This is a genomic window from Rheinheimera metallidurans, assembly GCF_036983985.1.
In the GTDB taxonomy this organism is placed as follows: domain Bacteria; phylum Pseudomonadota; class Gammaproteobacteria; order Enterobacterales; family Alteromonadaceae; genus Alishewanella; species Alishewanella metallidurans.
The window spans coordinates 355,632-374,448 of the sequence record NZ_JALAHQ010000001.1; the positions used below are offsets into that span (position 1 = coordinate 355,632).

The 18,817-nt window shown below is 45.6% G+C and carries 20 protein-coding genes; 5 read left to right on the forward strand and 15 right to left on the reverse strand.

Going from position 1 to position 18,817, the window contains the following annotated elements; all coding sequences use genetic code 11:
* Positions 1 to 133: 133 nt before the first annotated feature.
* Both ctlX and MN199_RS01675 read right to left on the reverse strand, forming a co-directional pair.
* A complete protein-coding gene (gene ctlX / locus MN199_RS01670) occupies positions 134 to 1,057 on the reverse strand; it encodes a citrulline utilization hydrolase CtlX (RefSeq protein WP_335738223.1) in 924 nt (307 codons plus the stop codon).
* Between the two features lie 3 nt (positions 1,058 to 1,060).
* On the reverse strand, positions 1,061 to 2,110 hold the full coding sequence (locus MN199_RS01675) for an ornithine cyclodeaminase (RefSeq protein ID WP_335738224.1): 1,050 nt from the start codon (positions 2,108 to 2,110) through the stop codon (positions 1,061 to 1,063).
* A gap of 174 nt (positions 2,111 to 2,284) precedes the next feature.
* Here MN199_RS01675 and MN199_RS01680 point away from each other — a divergent pair, with 174 nt between their 5' ends.
* The gene (locus tag MN199_RS01680; protein WP_132581716.1) at positions 2,285 to 2,716 is read left to right on the forward strand and encodes an Lrp/AsnC family transcriptional regulator; all 432 of its coding nucleotides are present in this window, start codon (positions 2,285 to 2,287) and stop codon (positions 2,714 to 2,716) included.
* Between the two features lie 62 nt (positions 2,717 to 2,778).
* Here MN199_RS01680 and MN199_RS01685 read toward each other — a convergent pair whose 3' ends face one another.
* From MN199_RS01685 to MN199_RS01740, 12 genes are all read right to left on the reverse strand, one after another.
* Entirely contained in the window at positions 2,779 to 4,584 is a 1,806-nt protein-coding gene (locus MN199_RS01685; protein ID WP_335738225.1) for a M4 family metallopeptidase, read from the reverse strand.
* A 215-nt stretch (positions 4,585 to 4,799) separates the two neighbouring features.
* On the reverse strand, positions 4,800 to 5,828 hold the full coding sequence (locus MN199_RS01690) for a DUF2955 domain-containing protein (protein ID WP_132581720.1): 1,029 nt from the start codon (positions 5,826 to 5,828) through the stop codon (positions 4,800 to 4,802).
* A 34-nt stretch (positions 5,829 to 5,862) separates the two neighbouring features.
* Complete coding sequence (locus MN199_RS01695; RefSeq protein ID WP_335738226.1) at positions 5,863 to 6,933, reverse strand: HlyD family secretion protein; 1,071 nt, start codon at positions 6,931 to 6,933, stop codon at positions 5,863 to 5,865.
* Positions 6,920 to 7,393: a MarR family transcriptional regulator gene (locus MN199_RS01700; RefSeq protein ID WP_335738227.1), complete on the reverse strand. Its 474-nt coding sequence runs from the start codon at positions 7,391 to 7,393 to the stop codon at positions 6,920 to 6,922. The genes MN199_RS01695 and MN199_RS01700 overlap by 14 nt, the downstream gene beginning before the upstream one ends.
* 78 nt (positions 7,394 to 7,471) lie before the next feature.
* Positions 7,472 to 8,890, reverse strand: a complete 1,419-nt coding sequence (locus MN199_RS01705; RefSeq protein ID WP_335738228.1) for an NAD(P)(+) transhydrogenase (Re/Si-specific) subunit beta — start codon at positions 8,888 to 8,890, stop codon at positions 7,472 to 7,474.
* A gap of 3 nt (positions 8,891 to 8,893) precedes the next feature.
* A complete protein-coding gene (locus MN199_RS01710) occupies positions 8,894 to 9,208 on the reverse strand; it encodes an NAD(P) transhydrogenase subunit alpha part 2 (RefSeq protein ID WP_132581728.1) in 315 nt (104 codons plus the stop codon).
* A 25-nt stretch (positions 9,209 to 9,233) separates the two neighbouring features.
* Positions 9,234 to 10,361, reverse strand: a complete 1,128-nt coding sequence (locus MN199_RS01715; RefSeq protein WP_335738229.1) for an NAD(P) transhydrogenase subunit alpha — start codon at positions 10,359 to 10,361, stop codon at positions 9,234 to 9,236.
* Positions 10,362 to 10,489: 128 nt separating this feature from the next.
* The gene (dusC, locus tag MN199_RS01720; protein ID WP_335738230.1) at positions 10,490 to 11,443 is read right to left on the reverse strand and encodes a tRNA dihydrouridine(16) synthase DusC; all 954 of its coding nucleotides are present in this window, start codon (positions 11,441 to 11,443) and stop codon (positions 10,490 to 10,492) included.
* A gap of 47 nt (positions 11,444 to 11,490) precedes the next feature.
* Entirely contained in the window at positions 11,491 to 12,363 is an 873-nt protein-coding gene (locus tag MN199_RS01725; protein ID WP_335738231.1) for an HDOD domain-containing protein, read from the reverse strand.
* Between the two features lie 85 nt (positions 12,364 to 12,448).
* Positions 12,449 to 12,913, reverse strand: a complete 465-nt coding sequence (locus tag MN199_RS01730) for a hypothetical protein (RefSeq protein ID WP_132581736.1) — start codon at positions 12,911 to 12,913, stop codon at positions 12,449 to 12,451.
* A gap of 116 nt (positions 12,914 to 13,029) precedes the next feature.
* On the reverse strand, positions 13,030 to 14,886 hold the full coding sequence (locus tag MN199_RS01735; RefSeq protein ID WP_132581738.1) for a M48 family metallopeptidase: 1,857 nt from the start codon (positions 14,884 to 14,886) through the stop codon (positions 13,030 to 13,032).
* Between the two features lie 20 nt (positions 14,887 to 14,906).
* Entirely contained in the window at positions 14,907 to 15,497 is a 591-nt protein-coding gene (locus tag MN199_RS01740) for a LemA family protein (RefSeq protein ID WP_132581740.1), read from the reverse strand.
* Between the two features lie 174 nt (positions 15,498 to 15,671).
* On the opposite strand from MN199_RS01740, the gene glpE reads away from it, so the two are divergent.
* A complete protein-coding gene (gene glpE / locus MN199_RS01745; RefSeq protein WP_132581742.1) occupies positions 15,672 to 15,998 on the forward strand; it encodes a thiosulfate sulfurtransferase GlpE in 327 nt (108 codons plus the stop codon).
* Complete coding sequence (gene glpG, locus MN199_RS01750) at positions 15,985 to 16,812, forward strand: rhomboid family intramembrane serine protease GlpG (protein WP_132581744.1); 828 nt, start codon at positions 15,985 to 15,987, stop codon at positions 16,810 to 16,812. The genes glpE and glpG overlap by 14 nt, the downstream gene beginning before the upstream one ends.
* Positions 16,813 to 16,826: 14 nt before the next feature.
* Here the strand turns inward: glpG and MN199_RS01755 are convergent, their stop codons facing one another.
* Positions 16,827 to 17,237: a flagellar basal body-associated protein FliL gene (locus MN199_RS01755; RefSeq protein WP_132581746.1), complete on the reverse strand. Its 411-nt coding sequence runs from the start codon at positions 17,235 to 17,237 to the stop codon at positions 16,827 to 16,829.
* A 168-nt stretch (positions 17,238 to 17,405) separates the two neighbouring features.
* Here MN199_RS01755 and MN199_RS01760 point away from each other — a divergent pair, with 168 nt between their 5' ends.
* Together MN199_RS01760 and ubiA are read left to right on the forward strand one after the other, a co-directional pair.
* Positions 17,406 to 17,945: a chorismate--pyruvate lyase family protein gene (locus tag MN199_RS01760; protein WP_418338070.1), complete on the forward strand. Its 540-nt coding sequence runs from the start codon at positions 17,406 to 17,408 to the stop codon at positions 17,943 to 17,945.
* The gene (gene ubiA / locus MN199_RS01765) at positions 17,942 to 18,814 is read left to right on the forward strand and encodes a 4-hydroxybenzoate octaprenyltransferase (protein WP_335738232.1); all 873 of its coding nucleotides are present in this window, start codon (positions 17,942 to 17,944) and stop codon (positions 18,812 to 18,814) included. The genes MN199_RS01760 and ubiA overlap by 4 nt, the downstream gene beginning before the upstream one ends.
* The last annotated feature ends 3 nt before the right edge of the window (positions 18,815 to 18,817 follow it).

Sequence of the window (18,817 nt, forward strand, 5' to 3'; positions counted from 1 at the left end):
ACTTAGATTTGAAACAAGCCTACCCACGCCTACACGTCGTAAACCCACCCTTGGGGACTCGTTTCAGCCCGTCCAGGGCTTCAACGGTTGGCTTAGGGTAATCTTGTTTCAACATCATAGCTCACTAAGAACGCTACGCTTTTTGCATAGACGGATGCACACCGGCAAGCATACACCGCACTGAACCGCCGGCGGCTTCTATGGTCGGCACGGCTAACGGTAGCAAGCGGGTATATTGCTTAAGCGTGGTTTTTTGTGCTTCGCTTAGCGCGTTAAATGCCGTTTCCGATAATGCTAATACTGAGCCGTCTGCCGCTTGCAGTTCTAACGCATTGCCGCAAAACTGATGAATTTGCTGGTTGCTTAGCTCAATTACACTAAGGCCACTTTGTTTAAATAAGTTATATAAACGCGGCTTATCGGCTGTGGCCACCATGTTCATGCCAATCATGACAAACTGTGTTGCCACGCACATTAAAACATTGGTGTGATAAATGGGCATATTATGCTCATCAGCCGCATTAAACAGCACATCTTGATAACCAAGCAGCTGACATACTTGGCGCAATAGTTCAGCATCAGTGCGTTTAGATTCTACGGAGTAGGCTAACTTATGCTGGTGATCAAACACAACAGAGCCCGTGCCTTCTAAAAACTTATCTTCGTTGGCAAAGCGGCGAAAATCAACGTATTGCTGGTACTGATAGTTGGCTTGTAAAAAATTGATAATATCTTGGCGATATTCTAAGCGCCGGTTTCTGGCATACATGGGGTAGCTAATAACTAAACCATTATGATGGGTAGAAAACCAGTTGTTTGGGAATACCGAGTCGGGTGTGCTGGTGCCTGTATCTTCAAAAACATGCACTTGTATGCCGTTATTTTGTAATGTTGTTATGGCATTAGTCACTTCAGCATAGGCCGCTTTTGCTGTTTGCTTCGCATCAAGTGGCCGCTGAAATGCGTTATCGGCCATAGTTTGCGGATTTGACACAAACTGATGCGGGCGCACCATAACAATACTATTAGGTGCTTGTTTATTAGCTACTGTACTCAAGGTTTAGGCCTCACGAATGACCGAAAACAAATTACGCGGATCGGCTTGCTGAGTAATTAAATCTAATACTTGATATTCCGGCTGCTGCAGCAATAAATCACGAATAAATACCAGCGCAGAAAAATCTTCACTGGCAAAACCTACACCATCAAACACAATTAATTGCTGATCATTATCGCGCGCTGTTACCTGCTGGTTTACCACCTGATGAAACTCGGTAACGGCAAAGTTAGCTGGTAAGTGTTGAATTTCACCCTCAATACGGGTTTGTGGCTCAAACTCGACAAATACTTTATCGGCACGTTGTAAAATTTTACTGTCCAGCTCGGTTTTACCCGGGCAGTCGCCGCCAATAGCATTAATAAATACGCCGTTTGTTATCATATCATTGTGCAATACGATGGCGTTTTTCTTATCGGCAGTGCAGGTAGTAATAATGTGTGCACCAGTAACGGCTTCAGCGGCAGATGAGCATATAACCACGTCAATATTAAAACCCTGCAAGTTGTTGTAGGTTTTTTCGCTGGCGCTGCGGTCAATGTCATATAGCCTAAATTGGCGAATACCTAACACGGTTTTCATTGCTAAGGCTTGGAATTCTGATTGGGCGCCATTACCTATTAAAGCTAAGGTGGTCGCATTAGTTGGTGCGCAGTATTTGGCAACCATAGCGGATGTAGCCGCGGTTCTAAGTGCAGTTAACACACACATTTCAGATAATAGGATAGGGTAACCGGTAGCCACGTCGGCTAATAAACCAAAGGCAGCCACGGTTTGTAAGTTCTGTTTAGTATTAATCGGGTGGCCATTTACGTACTTACAGGCAAACATATTGCCATCACTTACTGGCATTAACTCAATAACACCATCTTTAGAATGGCTGGCGTAGCGGGCTGATTTTTCAAATAAGTGCCAGCGCTTATAGTCGGCTTCCACACACTTAACTAACGCGCTAATGCAGGTTTCTATACCAAGCGTATTAATGAGCTTTTTCATGCTTGCCACGCTAACAAAGGGCACTCCTTGCTTGGGCGCGATTATAAAATTATCCATGTTTTACCTTGTTACGTCGTTGTGTTGTGAATCGTTTATCTGTGTCGCTAATGTTAGAAGATGTCGCTGTTATTTAAAATGTCAAAAATATATACTAAGTGAGTTGTTTTTAGGCAAATTGCTAATTGTTAACTTGCACTTTGCTATGTCTGGCCGTTAACTGAAGTAAAACCGATGAAAGCTTATATATATGACTCATTAGATAGCGCGCTAATTGGCGAATTGCGTAAAGATGGGCGGGCGTCTATTTCTTATTTGGCTCAAGCACTAAAGGTGTCGCGGGCGACAGTACAAAACCGCTTAGATCGACTGGTGTCATCCGGCGCTATTTTAGGTTTTACCGTGCGAGTGCGGGCCGAGGTAGAGCAGCAGGTAGTGCGCGCCATTATGATGATTGAGGTGACGGGTAAATCGACGTCTCAGGTCGTGCAAAAAATACGTGGCATACCAGAGCTGGTTAAATTGCACACCACGAATGGCGCGTGGGATCTCGTTGCAGAAATACAAACCACCAGTTTAGCTGAGTTTGACCGAGTATTGCGCCAGGTAAGGGAAGTGGACGGCATTCTTAATAGTGAAACCAGTTTGTTGCTATCCAGTATGTAGTTCATGCGTTTGCAGGTAAGAAAAAGCGACGCCTAATTAATAAGCGTCGCTTTATCAAAAGCTTACTGGTAACTCCACGCTTGTGTTAAGCCACTAAAGCTTTGATAAGCACGAATACCAACGTGCCACTTACCGGCTTGTGGGTTAGTGATGGTACAAGACTCTGTGCTACCGTTTTTATATGGACGGCAAGTATAGGATGAGGTGGTAGGTGCGCTGCCAAAACGCAGATATAAGTCAGCATCGCCGCTGCCACCGCTAATGTTTACTTTTAAGCTTTTAGCGCCGGCTGGCACCGTAATTTCGTTACGTGCCCAGTTACCGCTAGTCGAGCTTAAGTTAGTTAAGGTGCCTGAATTACTGTCACCTGGAGGCGTAGTGCCGCCACAAGCGGCATTAACACCTACCACGGAAAAGGCCGCGGTTACATCGGCTTGGCTGTAACCTTTATCTGCGGTAGCTTTATACACACCACAGGCCGCGTTGACATAATTACTGTTGGCGTTCCAGTAAATTTGGTTGGCAAGGGTAAATACTTCAAAGGCTTTACGTGTAGTCCAGCCGCTAGTGGTGGCGAGTTTGTAAAAGGCTTTGTTAAATACACCAGAACTGTGGTGAACGTCCATGCCCGATCTAAAATCACTGGCGTGGCCTATTGAGCTGCCATCTTGCGGCGGGTTAGCCATGTAGCGTAGCGCACCATTACTTTTGAAAATATCAGCACCTACTTTCCAGTCATTGCTGCCGTGCATAAAGTTTTCTGCCGCTTCACCAGCCATATCGGAGAACGCTTCGTTAATACCACCTGATTGGCCGCTATACACTAAGCCTGAATTAAATTCGGTAAAGCCGTGGCTTACTTCGTGCGCAGATACGTCTAGGCTTACTAATGGATAGAAGGTCGAACCACCGTCGCCAAAGGTCATTTGGCTGCCATCCCAAAACGCATTTTCATAGTTATTACCGTAATGCACGCGCATCCGCAGTTTGCGCTGTAACGGGTTAACGCCAATCCACGCTTGATACATATCAAATACTACACCACCATAATAGTGAGCGTCGTTAAGTGGTGAGTAAGCGCCGTTAATTTGCTTTACGGTATTGGTTGGGCAGGTGAACTGATGAATGCTGCCACCAGAAGTTGAGCCATTCATATTAATAGTTTCAACATTGTTATTAGTCATACGGCAATTGTTGTCGACGTTTAAATAACCGTAATCTACACCGTAATAGTACTGGCCGGTTTTCTGGTTACCGCCTGGGCCTTGTGCATCTTTATGCGCAATACCTTCCCATTGCTGCAGTACTTCTGCGCTATTAGCGTCAATAATATAGAATGGGCGGCTTGGCTCGCCATTTACCTCGGTAACATAATCACTGATATACACTAAACGCGCTTGCTGGTTGTCATCGAGATACACCCACAATTTCGCTTTTTCGCTAAGTTGTTTTAATGCTTGTAGATCAACCTTAAGTGCACCACCCAACTGCTTTGCCACAGGCAAGAAAGCTTTACTTGCTGTAAGCGCGGGTGTCGCAGAAGCTAAATCATGGCTAATGGCATTAACTACTTCGCCACTAACATCGCTAAAACCTGCTGCTGACTCTAATGCCACCACACTATGGCCCCACACCGGAACACCTTGGTACAACTGCTGTAAACGAACCTTGTTTTGGCCATCAGCACGCACAATGCTACGGCTAACTGCAAACGCCGGTTCATCGGCATTCATGGTTTGCTGCTGGCTTTGACTAGATAATAATTTTATATCGGCAGTAGTTGCGGGGGTAACGTCAGCAGCAACAGCCGATTGGCTGCAAGCGAGCAGCACCGCGATAGCGGTAGCTGATAATATCGGATTACGCATCTCGTGTTTCCTTAATAAGGTTAATTATTTGTTTAATTCTTTAACTTTGCATTCACAGCAACTGTAGCGGAATGCCAAACAAATAACTGAGATGAGAAATAAAAATCAGCAATATATCAGCTGAATATCAAAACGCTGTTTCAGCGCTGGGTAAAGTCGTAAATGAATAAAAAATGTCGCGTCTATTGATAAAAAAATAATGGCTTAACTTACTTTTAGCTACCAAAACGAGTTGCAGCAAAACGATTTAATAAGCGGTGTACGATGTAACACATTAATAATGTTGCGATAATGGCAACAGCTATGCTGCTAAAACGGTATAGCGCACTGTAAATAAGATCATTGGTTGGCGTTAAGTATTGGCCAAATAAAATACCTAAGGTTGTCATAGCACCAAACCCGACCCCCGAGCCACTGGCTTCTTTTACATGCACCTGAGCAAACAGTAATACGCCCAACCAAAACAAGGGTGCGATCAGTATTAACAAGCCATACCAATTATATAAAACCACTTGTATTAGCACGCCAAAGGTTACCCCTAATAAGGTGCCAATGGCCCGTTTACGCGCGTAGCCTAGTGCACCATTCCAGTGCATTGGGAACAGCAACAGTAGGGTGGTGGCCTGCGCTGACATCGAATCCCGTAAATCAAAAACTTGGAAGAAAATGAAAGACGCCGTGGCAATTAGAGTACCTAATAGCGCTTCATGGCGCATACGATTAGCGGATTTGTCGACTTTTTCTGGCGATTGCCGTGGTGCGACATCAGGCCAAATTGCGGTCATTACATAGGCGATAACGCCTGCTAGTATCGTAGCCCAGAAGTTACTAAAAATAAGCGCATTGATATCCGAGCCAGGGTAGCTAGCAAAGTGCAGCATAATACTTAGGCTGATTACGCCATTGGCGCCAAATAAAAATAAGCTACCTTTAGACATAGCGATAAAGCGGTATAAGAATAGGCCAAACACTATCGGTAGCATTAATGCCGGGTGGCCACCAAATAGCCCACCGATAATGCCAACCTCAACTCCGGTCATCGCGGCTGATGCTAATAATTGTCGCATAGCATGGCCGTTCATTACGGGTACTAAGCCAAGGAGTAACATGGGTGTTACGGTGAAAAATACACCATAGGGTAAATTTAATAATTTACAAATCATAAAACCAATACTGGCGCCGGTAGCAATGCGCAAGCATTGGCGTAAGTCGTTGGCGCTTAATGGGCTATGGCGTAATAACATCTAACTTGGCCTATGCATAAAGGGGGGCTATGGTTTAATAAATATAATGTAAAATGCTAATGGCTTTACTTTGTAGCTTGGCAAAAAAGCCTAGTACCGGGTTATCTGGCACTAGCTGGACGGTGGCGCGAGCACCGGCGGCTAAGGTGTCACTGGGCGTGTGTTGCAGCTGCAGATGTAAGCGCAGGCGTTGAGCATCGCGCACCCAGCGCTCTGACTCTTGTGGTGCGGCCAAACGTGCGTTGGCATCAAATTGCCCTGCACTTACACCGGCGTCAATAGAGGTAACGGTTGCAGCATATAGTTTGCCGGGTTCGGCATCAAAGCTAATCATTGCCTGATAGCCTGGGTTAATGCCGCGTAAACTTTTCTCTCTAAAGTCAGCAATAATATCAATCTCATCAGATACTAAAGCTAATAATGGCTGGCCTGTAGTAGCAAAACTACCTGCGTCTAGCTGTAAGTTGGTGACAATACCCTGGTGATCGGCACTAATGCGGGTATAAGCAAGATTCAGCTCAGCCTGCTGCAAATGATTTTGTGCTTGGCGTAGTTTTAAATTGTCATCACCTAAGGTGCCGCGATTAACCTTAAGTTTCTCTAAACGCGCTTTGGCTGCCAGTAAGTTTGCCTCAGCGGCTAAGGCATCACTATTCGCTTGGTCAGTTAGTTGCTGTGACACTCCGCGGGTTAGATATAAGGTATTTAGGCGTTTAGCAATAATCTGTTGTTGCTCAGCCATGGCACTACTGGCCTCAACTTCTGCGGCGGCGGCATGTAACGCGGCATCAAGTTCGGTGTTATCTTGTTTTGCTTGTTCTAGCGCTAATTTGGCTTGAGCAACGGCAAGTTGATAAGGCGCAGCATCAATAACAAATAGCAGCTCTCCTTGCTGTACCCTTTGGTTGTTTTTTACCGCGACAAGGCTAACTTTACCGCTGATCTGAGGCGTTACCTTGGTAACCGTTCTGGTAACCATAGCTTGCGGTGTTAGTGGAATAGTGGCATCGGCAAACATAAAGTAACTAAATAGCAGCACAAATAACATGCTAGATAATTTCACTAATCTGGCAAATTGTTGATCGGGAGTTCTAGCGTTTTTCATTACAGCGTACCGTGTTGTTGGCGAGTTTAGTTAATGCGTTGTCGGTAATAACCGCGAGTACGCGGCTAAATTCTGTTAGTTCCTGCTCGTTAACGCTGGCTAATAATTCGCCGCGTACCCTGACTATATGAGTTTCCATTTGTTTTAATATCTCTACGCCGGCATCGGTTAGGCTAACTACCCGCGCGCGTTTGTCGTTAGTACAGCTGCGGCGAATAATAAACTGCTGCTGTTCTAACTGGCTTAAAGTACGCATTAACGAAGCTAGCTCAATTTCTAGCGCATCAGCTAATACCTTTTGGCTTACGCCGTCGCCTAGTTGGCTAATTTTCCACAGCGCTGTCCAGCGCGGATGGGTTAAACCCAGCGGAATTAATTCGGCGTCGGCCACTGTGCGCCATAGGCGATGTAAACGCCCTAAGCGTTCGGCAAGTGATAATTCAGTAGTGAGGTGGGCCATACAATTAACTATTTTACTTAGCATGCTAACAATTATAATTGATTAGCACGCTAAGTAAATATTTTTTTGTTAGAAAGTTTAGTGTGACTCGCCTAATGACTTAATGGCTTGGATCATCGCTACCATTACTTTTTGCGCATCGCCATAGACCATCTGGGTGTTGTCGGCATAAAACAGTGCGTTTTCTACGCCAGAATAGCCTTTACCTTGGCCGCGTTTAACCACGTAAACTTGCTTTGCTTGATCTACGTTTAAAATGGGCATGCCGTAAATAGGCGAGCTTTTATTACTGCGCGCGGCTGGGTTTACGGTGTCGTTAGCGCCAATAACAATAGCGACATCGGCTTCTTTAAACTCGGCGTTAATGTCTTCCATGTCAAAAATAATATCGTAAGGCACGCCGGCTTCAGCCAATAATACGTTCATATGGCCCGGCATACGGCCAGCTACCGGGTGAATAGCAAATTTTACGTCTACGCCCGCGTCTTGCAGCAGCTTTACCAGTTCATAAAGTTTATGTTGGGCTTGTGCTACCGCCAAACCGTAACCCGGCGCAATGATTACCTTGCTGGCATAGCGCATATTGATACCCGCATCTGCGGCATCAACGGGTTTTTGGCTACCTGCTATTTCGCCTTGTTCCTCATCACCGTTGGCGCCAAAGTTAGAAAACAACACATTGGCAACTGAGCGGTTCATGGCTTTTGCCATTAATAAGGTTAATAGCGAACCGGCGGAGCCAACGACCATACCGGCGATCATCAGTGCGGGGTTGTTAAGCACATAGCCTTCAAAGCCCACCGCCAAACCAGTAAAGGCATTGTATAACGAAATTACCACCGGCATATCAGCGCCGCCAATGGGCATGGTCATCATTACGCCATAAATAAGTGCGACGACAAAAAAAGCAATAAATACCGGCATTGCCACTGCGCCACCTTGCGATACCATATATGCGCCTAGCGCTAATAATATAAGCAATAGGCTGCCGTTAACCGCTTGTAAGCCAGAAAAGCGCAGGGTTTTATTAATGCGCCCATCTAGTTTTGCCCAAGCGATTAGCGAACCTGATAACGACACTGCACCAATAACGCCACCCAGTATGGCCAAGGTTAAGGAAATGCTGCCGTGAGTTTTGTAGCCAATAAGTTCGATGGCAGCAATGGCCGCTGCCGCGCCGCCACCCATTCCGTTATATAATGCCACCATTTGAGGCATTTCGGTCATAGCCACTTTTTTACCGCTGCGCCAAGCCCAACCTAAGCCTAATACTAGGGCGATAACAGCAAGGCTAATATTGGTAGTTAAATGGGGTTGTGCCGCTGGATTAACATCTAGGGTATAAAGAAAACTTGCCAGCACAGCTAACACCATGCCGCTACCGGCAACCACAATGCCTGAACGAGCCGTAACCGGTGATGACATGCGTTTTAGGCCGTAAATAAATAGAAATGCGGCAATAAAGTAACTTGCATCAATTAACAACGCTGCATTCATTGCTTACTCCTTCACCTTTTTGCCAGATGGCTTAAACATTTGTAGCATGCGCTCTGTTACCACATAGCCGCCAGCAGCATTGCCAGCGCCCAACAATACGCCAACAAAACCAATTATTTGTTCGGGTAAGCTGGTAGCATTAAGCAGCGCCCATAGTGCGCCGACTACGACAATGCCGTGAATAAAGTTAGAACCCGACATTAGCGGGGTGTGTAAGATAGCTGGCACACGGCCGATAATCTCAAAACCAGCAAAAGCAGCGAGCATAAAAATATACAGCGCGACAAAGCCGGATAAAACCGTAGTGGTGTAATCCATGATTATTTCCTAAATAGCTGGTGCATTACTGTTGTTCTAAAGCGGTTTTTACCGCTGCAGGTTTAATCTCGCCGTTATGGGTAAGTACGGTTTTTGCTAAAACTTCATCGTCCCAATTTAAATTAATGGCGTTATTGATAATCATCAGTTGTAGTAAGTTAAGCAGGTTTTTGGCGTAGAGTTCTGAAGCATGCTCGGCCAGCATTGACGGCACGTTAAACGGTGCAGCTATAGTTATTTGGCCTTGCTCAATAGTTTTGCCAGGTTGGCTGTATTCACAATTTCCACCGCCTTCGGCGGCAAGATCAATAATTACGGCACCGAGTTTCATGCCGTCTACCTGTGCTTTACTAATTAGCTTGGGCGATGGCCGACCAGGAATAGCTGCAGTGGTAATAACAATATCGGCCTGTTGAATATGCCGAGTTACCACGCTGGCAATTTTTTCTTTTTCGTCAGCAGTTAGCTCGCGAGCATAACCGCCTTCGCCACGAGCATCGACGCCGGTATCAACAAATTTTGCCCCAAGTGATTCGGCTTGTTCTTTAGTTTCAGGGCGTACGTCGTACCCTTCTGTGATAGCGCCTAAGCGTCTAGCGGTAGCTAGAGCTTGTAAGCCAGCGACACCTAGCCCCATAACTAAACAGCGTGCCGGACGAATAGAGCCGACTGCTGTGGTCATCATGGGTAAAATACGCGCGAGCTTAGTGGCGCCGAGTAATGCAGCATAATAGCCGGCTAATGCCGCTTGAGAAGACAGGGCGTCCATGGCTTGGGCTCGGCTAATGCGAGGTACCTGCTCCATGGCAAAGCAGGTGATGTTTTTATCGCGCAGTAAACAGGTGAGTTCAGGCTCTTTATGGGCATAAATAAAACTGAGTAAAATGGTGCGGGGTTGCAGTAAGTTAACTTGTTCTAGCGTAGGTGGCTGCACGGCAAGCACAATGGCAGCATCGCTGAGTAGTTCGCTGTCGCTGTGGGCAAAGCTAACTGTGCTATAAGCGCTGTCTGGTAATTTACTATTAAGACCTGCGCCACTAAAAATACAAATATCACAGCCAAGCTTGCTTAGCTTTTCTGCTACAGCCGGCACCATGGCAACGCGTTTCTCGTCTGGCCTGCGCTCCAATAGCACGGCGACCTTAATGGGCATATTTTATACTCCTTAATATAACTATTTGAGGAGTATAGTCTTTATTGACAGATTTGTTACTGTAGCGAAAATGATATCAACTATTTTTGTCGCTGATATGGCAAAGTTTCGTGACAAAAAATAGCGGGTTAATGCGGACCGGCAAGGTTGTCTAAAGCGTGTTGTAACGTGGCTAAAATATCCGAGCTTTTACGCAGCACCCGTAATTGCAAAAATAACTCTGCTGCTGCCGGATACTGCAGTTTTAAATAACTAAACCATTGTTTAATGCGATTGGCATAGTATTGGCCTTTATCGCCAGCAATTTCAAATTCAGAATATTGCATCAACAAGGTTAATACTTGCGGCCAAGGCATAGCGGCGGTGTTATTGCGGATAGTTTGCGCTAAATTCGGCATCGCTAAGGCGCCACGGCCGAGCATAATATCTTGGCAATTAGATTGTTGCTGGCACAACTTGGCATCGCTGGCGGTCCAAATTTCACCGTTGGCAATTAGCGGGATAGCAACCTGTTGTTTTATTTTCGCGATCCAAGGCCAGTAGGCCGGCGGCCGATAGCCATCGCTTTTAGTTCTGGCGTGTACGGTCAGCATGCTGGCGCCCGCGGCGGCTATCGCTGATGCGTTATCTAAGGTTAGGCTTGTATCATCATAGCCAAGGCGAATTTTGGCGCTAACTGGAAATTGTGCTGGCACGGCATCACGTACGGCTTTAACAATCTGGTATAACTGCTCGGTTTCCTTTAATAATACGGCGCCGCCGCGGCTTTTATTGACGGCTTTGGCGGGGCAGCCAAAATTTAAATCGACACCGGGCGAGCCTAATTCCACTGCCCGCACCGCATTTTCTGCTAGCCAGTGTGGTTCTTGGCCAAGTAACTGAATACGCACGGGTGTGCCAGCAGCGGTTTTGCCAGCAGTTAATAACTCTGGACATATTCGTGTAAATACCCGCGCAGGCAACTTTTGATCGACGATACGAATAAATTCGGTAATACATAAATCGTATCCACCAATCCGCGTTAGCATGTCACGCATTAGGTGATCGACCACACCTTCCATTGGCGCTAGAATAATATTCATCGACGACGGGTAATATAATGGATGCGAGCTAACTGAACAGGCAAGGCTTAAACTTTATAAATGGTATTGATTTGCTGCCGATGCAGTAACTCAGCAAGCTCGGGCAACTGCAGCAGTTCAATTTCTAACACCTCAAGTATGGTGCTGTTGTGCTGCTCCCATTCAGGGTCTAAGTTTAAATTAAATAGTTGTCGGCTTTCGCCAGTAAAGTGTTCTGCCAGCTTTAACAAAGCAAATAATTGTCGTTCGATCAGACTGTCTGATTCAAGGATTAACGCTGGGCTATGATGGTAGGCAATAACATTACACAGCTCAGTGGTTAAGCCCCAAGACTCAGCAATTAAATAGCCGAGTACTTCATGGCAGGTGTGAAAATGCTGTTCTTCTATTTCGCTGTAACCATACTGGGCAACTAAGCCCTGCTGCATCAGTTGCTCATAATTAGCAGCCTGTTGCTGAATTAGTGCAATACCGGCATTGTGGAATAACCCTAAGCTATAACAATCGTCCTGTATAGCCTGCGAGAAGTTGAAATGTTTTGCCAGCGTCATGGCGGTATTACCGGTTTGCAATGCTGTTGCCCAGAGCTTTAGGCTAAATTTATCGTCTTTACCGTCGGATAACGTAAAGCGTATCAGTACACTGCGCACCAACTTTAACACGCGGCTGACACCTAAAAATTTACAGGCGTGCTCAACCGATGTGATTTTTTGACGTAAGCCAAAAAACGCGGAATTTACCACTTTTAACGTAAAGCCAGCGATGCCGATATCTAGATTAATTAGTGTAGCAATGCGCTTAATGTTGGGTTCTGGAGCGTCGAGTTGTTGCTGAATATGCTGCAATATTTCGGGCTGTGGCGGTATGGTAAAACCATTTAGCGCCTGTTCAATTGCTGACATGTCAATGGCCTGTGCCATGAAGCTCTCCATAATAAACCGCATAACAACACGCTAGCAAAAGCCGGCTGGTAAATAACTCTGCGTCATTATGACGGCTATGTGCTTAAGAGTCGAGGTAGGGGCGACCTGACATGAGCTGCTGCGCAAATTGTTGCTCACTTTGCTGCTCGTTTAATTGTAAGTCATTAAACTGCACATCAAACTGGATTAGTTCTTCATCATCTAAATGCTGGGCAACTAAACGATCAGGTACATGGCCAACTTGACGATAAGCATTAATTGCAACTTGAGCGGCTTGTTCCATGAGCAATAAAAAGTGGCCAAGCGGAAATTCTTGAAAAATTTCTGCATCTAAATGTGCCCAGCCTAATAAGTCACCGCTAATGCTGCCATCTGAATGATCGGTAAACAGCATAGATACCGCAGCGCAAGCTGGGTTTTCGCCCATCTGATATTGTTCAACATCTTCGCTGCTAAACAGTAACACATAGCCAAAACCAGGGCTGCCCTCAGCGTCCATGTCGTCGAATGAGGTATCGTACAACAAAAAAAAGCGATCTTCGGTCATGACTGGCTCCTGCTGAAAAAGTGGCCGCTAATTCTACCTGAATTTGCGCCAATGCTAAAGCTGCAACGGTAAATGCTACTAAGTTGTTGGTAAATGGGCGCTATTAGTGCTTAAAGTTAGGTTTGTGCTTGATAGGGTATTTCTAGCAATAAAGCCAAAGCCAATAATAAAGCTTGTTCTTGCATTTCTAACAAGCCATCGGCACGGACGCAGGCATCAATGGCTTGCCATAATTGTTGCTTTTGCTGTGGTGCTAATGCCAATAGTGCTGGCAGCTGTGTGTTTAAGCAGGCAAATATATCGGTTGGGCGTGACGCTGTAACGCTAAAAGGTAAGCTGGCAATCGCGGCTTGCCAAGCTTGTTGTTGTTTGTCGGTATCACCGGCGGTACTACTAACTAAGCTTAGTAAAGCTAATACGCTGTCACTGTGTTGCGCTAAATCTTGGTTAGAATAACGACGAGCTATTTTTTCGTTGTCAAAGTACACCGCAACACTGTGTTTTATAAACTGGCTGCTCAGCCACGCCGCTAAGGTTGGTTGGCTGCTAGCTGTTAAAAGCGCCTCTAACAAAGCATTAAATTGGCTAAACTGGGTTTTTGACAACATTTTAAGTGCGGGGATCACGCGTTGCAGCAGTTGAACTTGTTGTAAGGTGTCTAAGGCATCAACGCTGTCGCACAGTTGGTCGACCTGTTGTAATAATTCAATAGAACCGAGTTGTTTAATCTGCTGTAACTGTGTCGCACGGACAGTATCGTCGTTGTGCAGTATTAGGCAGCAAACGAGCGCTTGAGCTGGTTCGGGTTGCCGACTGCTATGCAGCAATAACAACGGCAAGGCTTGCTGTAACCGTTCGGCATTACTCTTTTTTTGACCACTATTGTCGGTTGTTTGCTCGTCAACTAAATTAGGTTCAGTGCCTGTTTGTGCCGGGCGCGGTGTCGGAAACTTACCATTCCATTGTGGTTCTAAGCGTTTAATCCGGGTTGCTAATGGCGGGTGGGTCGCAAATAGTGATAGCCAGTGGCTAACCGCATTACCAAAAAATAAGTGGCTGTTTTCATCAGCATTTTGATTGGTAATTTTACTACCATTACTAGAGCTGCCAATAATTTTTAGCGCGCCAGCAATGCCGCGCGGGTTGCGAGTAAATTGCACTGCGCTAGCGTCAGCTAAATACTCGCGTTGTCGGCTGACGGCTGCTTTAATTAGATTGCCAAAAAATGAGCCAAGGTAGCCAACGGCCACCAAGCCAACGGCTAAAAGTACGATACCACCCGCGCCATTTTTATTGTTACCAGAACGGCTACTGCTGCGCATTACCCGGTTATGGCTGCTGCCACGTAAAATGTAATAGCCGATATGACCAACAAATAAAATACCATTTAAAATAGCGATAAGGCGAATGTTCATCCGCATATCGCCATTTAAAATATGGCTGAATTCATGGGCAATTACCCCCTGTAATTCATCGCGATTTAGCTGTTGCAAACAACCTTGAGTAACGCCAATTACCGCATCGGCAGGGCTATAGCCTGCGGCAAACGCATTTATGCCTTGCTCCGGTAATACATACACTAGTGGCACGGGCGTGTTCGCGGCTAGTGCAACTTCTTCAACAATATTTAATAAACGTCGCTGCAAGGGATCTTGGCTGTCGGGGGCTAACCTAACGCCACCTAAGGATTCGGCAACGACCTTGCCGCCGGCTTTTAGCTGTAGCCACTTCACTAGCACCGCCACGCTGACACCAGCAATGACCACAGTAGTTATTAGCAGGAATAAGTCCCAAGGTAAATGCTGCCAATTACGGCTGTCGGAAAAGTGTTCTGTATCAACAAAGCCTAGCGCTATCACAGCAATAACATTAGTTAGCAGTATCAGCAGCAATACAGCTAGCGAAAACAGCGCAATAAGAATGCGCGTATTGCGCCGCGCTAAGTCTTGTTGGGCAAAAAAGTTACTGCTCATTTATTAACCGGCGTTAGCGATTAAAAGCTAACTTTTGGCGCAGCTTGAATAGCGGCGCTGTCAGCAAACTCAAGTAATTTCGCATCGGCGGCATGGCCAAAGCTGGCGGCAAAAATAACCGGCGGAAAACTCTGTTTGTAGCTATTGTATTCGGTAACCGCATCGTTAAAGGCTTGGCGTGCAAAAGCCACGCGGTTTTCTGTGCTGGTTAACTCTTCCGATAGCTGCATCATATTTTGATTAGCTTTTAAATCTGGATAGGCTTCCATTACCACGTTTAAGCGGCTCATTGCGCCTTGTAATGCTCCTTCGGCACTGGCTAACTGCGATATAGCACCTGCATCACCAGGGTTATTTGCGGCAACTTTCAAGCCGGCTAATGCCGCATTACGTGCATTAATTACCGCTTCTAACGTGTCGCGCTCATGTGCCATATAGGCTTTGGCAGTTTCAACTAAATTAGGGATCAGGTCATAGCGGCGCTTAAGTTGTACTTCAATTTGCGCAAAGGCATTTTGAAAACGATTTTTTAATTTTACTAATGCGTTAAAAATGCTAATAACCCAGAACACTAGTGCAACGAGGATAACGAGGATAATTAAGCCGGTCATGATGACTCCGATAAATGGGGTAATATTGCTAATCATTGTTAACAATAGTTTAAACTCTGTCTAGTCTTTATTCGGTGAAACAGCACTAAAGTATGATAATTAGTGTTTGCTGTCCTAGCGTTGGTAATTCAGGTTGGCTGCGGTATTATAAAGGCAATGAATTAAGGGGTTTATATGAGCGAGTTTCAACATATTTCGGTAATGCAAACAGCAGAGTTATTGGCTGCAGGTAAGGTAGTGGTTGCCGATATTCGTGATGAACAAAGTTATAACACAGGCCATATCGAGGGGGCTTATCATCTTACTAATGGCAGCCTTAATAGCTTTATGCAGCAGTTTGAGTTTGACCAACCTGTGGTCGTGGTATGTTATCACGGTAACTCTAGCCAAGGGGCGGCGCAGTATTTAGTGCAGCAAGGCTTTGAGCAGGTATTTAGCCTAGACGGGGGCTTTGAAAGTTGGCGCACACAGCAACCTTTTGTGAGTGATGACCGTGCATAAATTTGCTGAGTTAAATTCTGCGCAGGCCGCACAATTGTTTGCTGATTATTGCAACGCCAATGGGCTAGATGTGAGTGCGGTTGTAAAGCAGCCTAATTTTGCCGAGCTTTATGTCGCACCCGAACAGCTTGCTCAGGTTGAAATAGAGTTTCAACGTTTTATAGCGCAGCCTTCCGATGCGCGCTATCAAGCAGCCGCTTGGCAATTAAGCCAGCCTAAAGTGGTGCAGGGCAAGGCGCTGCCAGCGTTTAATTTACTTAACGTTTGGCAACAAGCGCCAATAACCTTGTTCGTGATAGCGCTATGTGTACTGGTTTATATCTGGCAACAGATAGACTGGCCTAGTGTTAGTGCGTTATTGCAATTAGACAAACCCAGCCAGCTATGGCGTTGGTTTACACCAATGTTATTGCATTTTGATCCTACCCATTTAGTGTTTAATTTAGCCTGGTGGTTATATTTAGGCCGGCAATTAGAGTCACGCTTAGGCGGTCTGATGTTGTTGAACATCGCTCTATCGGTTGCGCTGGTGTCAAACGCGGCACAGTATTTTATGGTGGGTCCGCATTTTGGTGGTCTGTCGGGAGTGGTATACGGGCTATTTGGTTACTTTTGGCTGACAGGGCGGCTTAACCCTGCGCAGGGCATTAATATTAGTTCAGGTTTAGCCGGCTTTATGCTGTTGTGGTTAGTGCTAGGCTTTTTCGACATACTTTGGGTTAGCATGGCAAACTGGGCACATTTAGGTGGCTTACTTGCTGGCGTGGCTTGGGCCTGGCTATTGCGCAATCAGCCAGGGCGTAAAGTGATATAAGTTGTCAGGCTGAATTATTGATAGAGGTATTTAGTAAATAAAATATCTCTGATCATGGGTTCACCCGCTTCTTTTTTCATGGTTTCTTGCAGCTTTTGTAGCATAGCCATGCGTATTTCTTCACGGCCGGTAAGTGATTTAATTTTATCCTCCGGCTGTTTGGTGAACATGCCAATAATAATATCTAAGATTAGTGGTTCATGATGTTCTATCGCTGGTAAAAACGCTTTGTCTTCAAGCATTAATTCTACCGTAACGCGAATATAACCCAAGCTGCGACGATTACCCGATATATAGTTAGTAACGATGTCTGGGTCGAAGCCGTAATAAACAATTTCTTTGGGCGTTTCTTGCCCAGCTGACGGCAAAGACACCAGTAATAACGGCGCTGATAACAGCAGTGAAAGCAGCAAACGTTTTATCATAAGTATCACTTTTAGTTGGTAAAAAAGGGTAGGCAGCACGCTAACCATAGCGCTAAGCCAAGTATTTTACCAGTTAAGCTTGGCTGCGGTAAGGGGTTTTTCTGCGTTTGCTATAGCTGAAAAAACTTGCTGAAGTTGTTATGATGGCGCTAGATTTTTTTGCACAGAATGATTGTTGTGAGCATACCCTTTATTTCACTTGATAGTAGTTGGCAGGACGCTAACAAAGCTGTGTTACCAGCAACCTTAGCGGCTTGGGTTTTAGAACCTGCCTCGTTGACCGCACGGTTAAAGCAGCATTGTAGCGAGTTTCGTGTGCAGGTATTGCAAGAGCGGCCGGTAGCGTTGCCTAATTTTTTACAGCCGCTGTTACCTAATACCAAGCAAGCACAGGTACGTGAGGTTATTTTGTGGTGCGATAACCAGCCTTGTGTCTACGCTCAAAGTTGGCTACCTGAGCAAACTATTAATACACTGCGGCCACTAGCCAGTTTAGGTGAACGGCCGTTGGGTGAATATATTTTCCAACATCAAAGCCTCCGTCGTGGGCCAATAGAAGCAACCACATTAGCGATTGAATTCGCACAATTAAATTTAGCAAGTACCTGTTATGTAAGACGTTCGGTGTTTCAGTTAGAAAATCAGCCCTTACTAGTAGCAGAAGCCTTTTTGCCGGCAATGGCGAATTTGGCTAGGTTAGTACGATGAAATTAGCACTAACTGCGTCACACTGGCGTTACTATTTGCAGCTAATGCGCTTAGAAAAGCCGATTGGCACTTATTTATTATTGTGGCCAACCTGGTGGGCCTTGTGGTTTGCGTCAGAAGGCGCACCACAGTTACATTTCTTATTAGTGTTTACACTAGGCGTAGTGCTAATGCGCGCTGCCGGCTGTGTGATTAATGATTATGCTGATCGACATTGGGATGGTGCCGTAGAGCGTACCCAGCATCGACCGTTAGCCAGCGGTGTGGTAAGTACAACTGAAGCCTTGCAGCTATTCACCTTACTACTGTTATTAAGTGCCAGTTTGTTGGTGTTTCTTAACTGGCAAACGGTACTGTTATCTTTGGTCGCGGTGCTGCTTGCTGCAGCGTACCCTTTTATGAAACGTTATACCCAGTTACCGCAAGTAGTGCTAGGAGCAGCTTTTAGCTGGGGGATGCCCATGGCCTTTATGGCGATTCAGTTACACTTGCCTCCTGTGTTATGGTTGCTTTATTTCGCCAACTTACTGTGGACAGTGGCGTATGATACCTATTACGCGTTAGTTGACCTGCCGGACGATGTTAAAGTAGGTATTAAATCTACGGCCATTTTATTTGGCCGTTATGTGTTACCTATTATTGCGTTACTGCAATTCAGTAGTTTGTTGTTATTGCTTGCTGCAGGTTATTTGGCACAGTTGCATTGGCTATATTATTTAAGCCTAATTGCGGCGCTGGGCTGTTTTGTTTATCAGCATCGCTTAGCCAAAAAAAGCCGGCAGGGCGCCTTTGCTGCCTTTTTACATAACCACTATGTGGGTATGCTAATTTTTGCTGGCATAGCGCTAAGCTATCTCGTTCAAGGATAAGTA

Excerpts from the sequence above, each read along its gene's own strand:
- MN199_RS01675 (WP_335738224.1), bottom strand. The coding sequence starts at position 2,110 with ATGGATAATTTTATAATCGCGCCCAAGCAAGGAGTGCCCTTTGTTAGC.
- MN199_RS01680 (WP_132581716.1), top strand. The coding sequence starts at position 2,285 with ATGAAAGCTTATATATATGACTCATTAGATAGCGCGCTAATTGGCGAA.
- MN199_RS01685 (WP_335738225.1), bottom strand. The coding sequence starts at position 4,584 with ATGCGTAATCCGATATTATCAGCTACCGCTATCGCGGTGCTGCTCGCT.
- MN199_RS01690 (WP_132581720.1), bottom strand. The coding sequence starts at position 5,828 with ATGTTATTACGCCATAGCCCATTAAGCGCCAACGACTTACGCCAATGC.
- MN199_RS01695 (WP_335738226.1), bottom strand. The coding sequence starts at position 6,933 with ATGAAAAACGCTAGAACTCCCGATCAACAATTTGCCAGATTAGTGAAA.
- MN199_RS01700 (WP_335738227.1), bottom strand. The coding sequence starts at position 7,393 with ATGGCCCACCTCACTACTGAATTATCACTTGCCGAACGCTTAGGGCGT.
- MN199_RS01705 (WP_335738228.1), bottom strand. The coding sequence starts at position 8,890 with ATGAATGCAGCGTTGTTAATTGATGCAAGTTACTTTATTGCCGCATTT.
- MN199_RS01710 (WP_132581728.1), bottom strand. The coding sequence starts at position 9,208 with ATGGATTACACCACTACGGTTTTATCCGGCTTTGTCGCGCTGTATATT.
- MN199_RS01715 (WP_335738229.1), bottom strand. The coding sequence starts at position 10,361 with ATGCCCATTAAGGTCGCCGTGCTATTGGAGCGCAGGCCAGACGAGAAA.
- dusC (WP_335738230.1), bottom strand. The coding sequence starts at position 11,443 with ATGAATATTATTCTAGCGCCAATGGAAGGTGTGGTCGATCACCTAATG.
- MN199_RS01725 (WP_335738231.1), bottom strand. The coding sequence starts at position 12,363 with ATGGCACAGGCCATTGACATGTCAGCAATTGAACAGGCGCTAAATGGT.
- MN199_RS01730 (WP_132581736.1), bottom strand. The coding sequence starts at position 12,913 with ATGACCGAAGATCGCTTTTTTTTGTTGTACGATACCTCATTCGACGAC.
- MN199_RS01735 (WP_132581738.1), bottom strand. The coding sequence starts at position 14,886 with ATGAGCAGTAACTTTTTTGCCCAACAAGACTTAGCGCGGCGCAATACG.
- MN199_RS01740 (WP_132581740.1), bottom strand. The coding sequence starts at position 15,497 with ATGACCGGCTTAATTATCCTCGTTATCCTCGTTGCACTAGTGTTCTGG.
- glpE (WP_132581742.1), top strand. The coding sequence starts at position 15,672 with ATGAGCGAGTTTCAACATATTTCGGTAATGCAAACAGCAGAGTTATTG.
- glpG (WP_132581744.1), top strand. The coding sequence starts at position 15,985 with ATGACCGTGCATAAATTTGCTGAGTTAAATTCTGCGCAGGCCGCACAA.
- MN199_RS01755 (WP_132581746.1), bottom strand. The coding sequence starts at position 17,237 with ATGATAAAACGTTTGCTGCTTTCACTGCTGTTATCAGCGCCGTTATTA.
- MN199_RS01760 (WP_418338070.1), top strand. The coding sequence starts at position 17,406 with ATGATTGTTGTGAGCATACCCTTTATTTCACTTGATAGTAGTTGGCAG.
- ubiA (WP_335738232.1), top strand. The coding sequence starts at position 17,942 with ATGAAATTAGCACTAACTGCGTCACACTGGCGTTACTATTTGCAGCTA.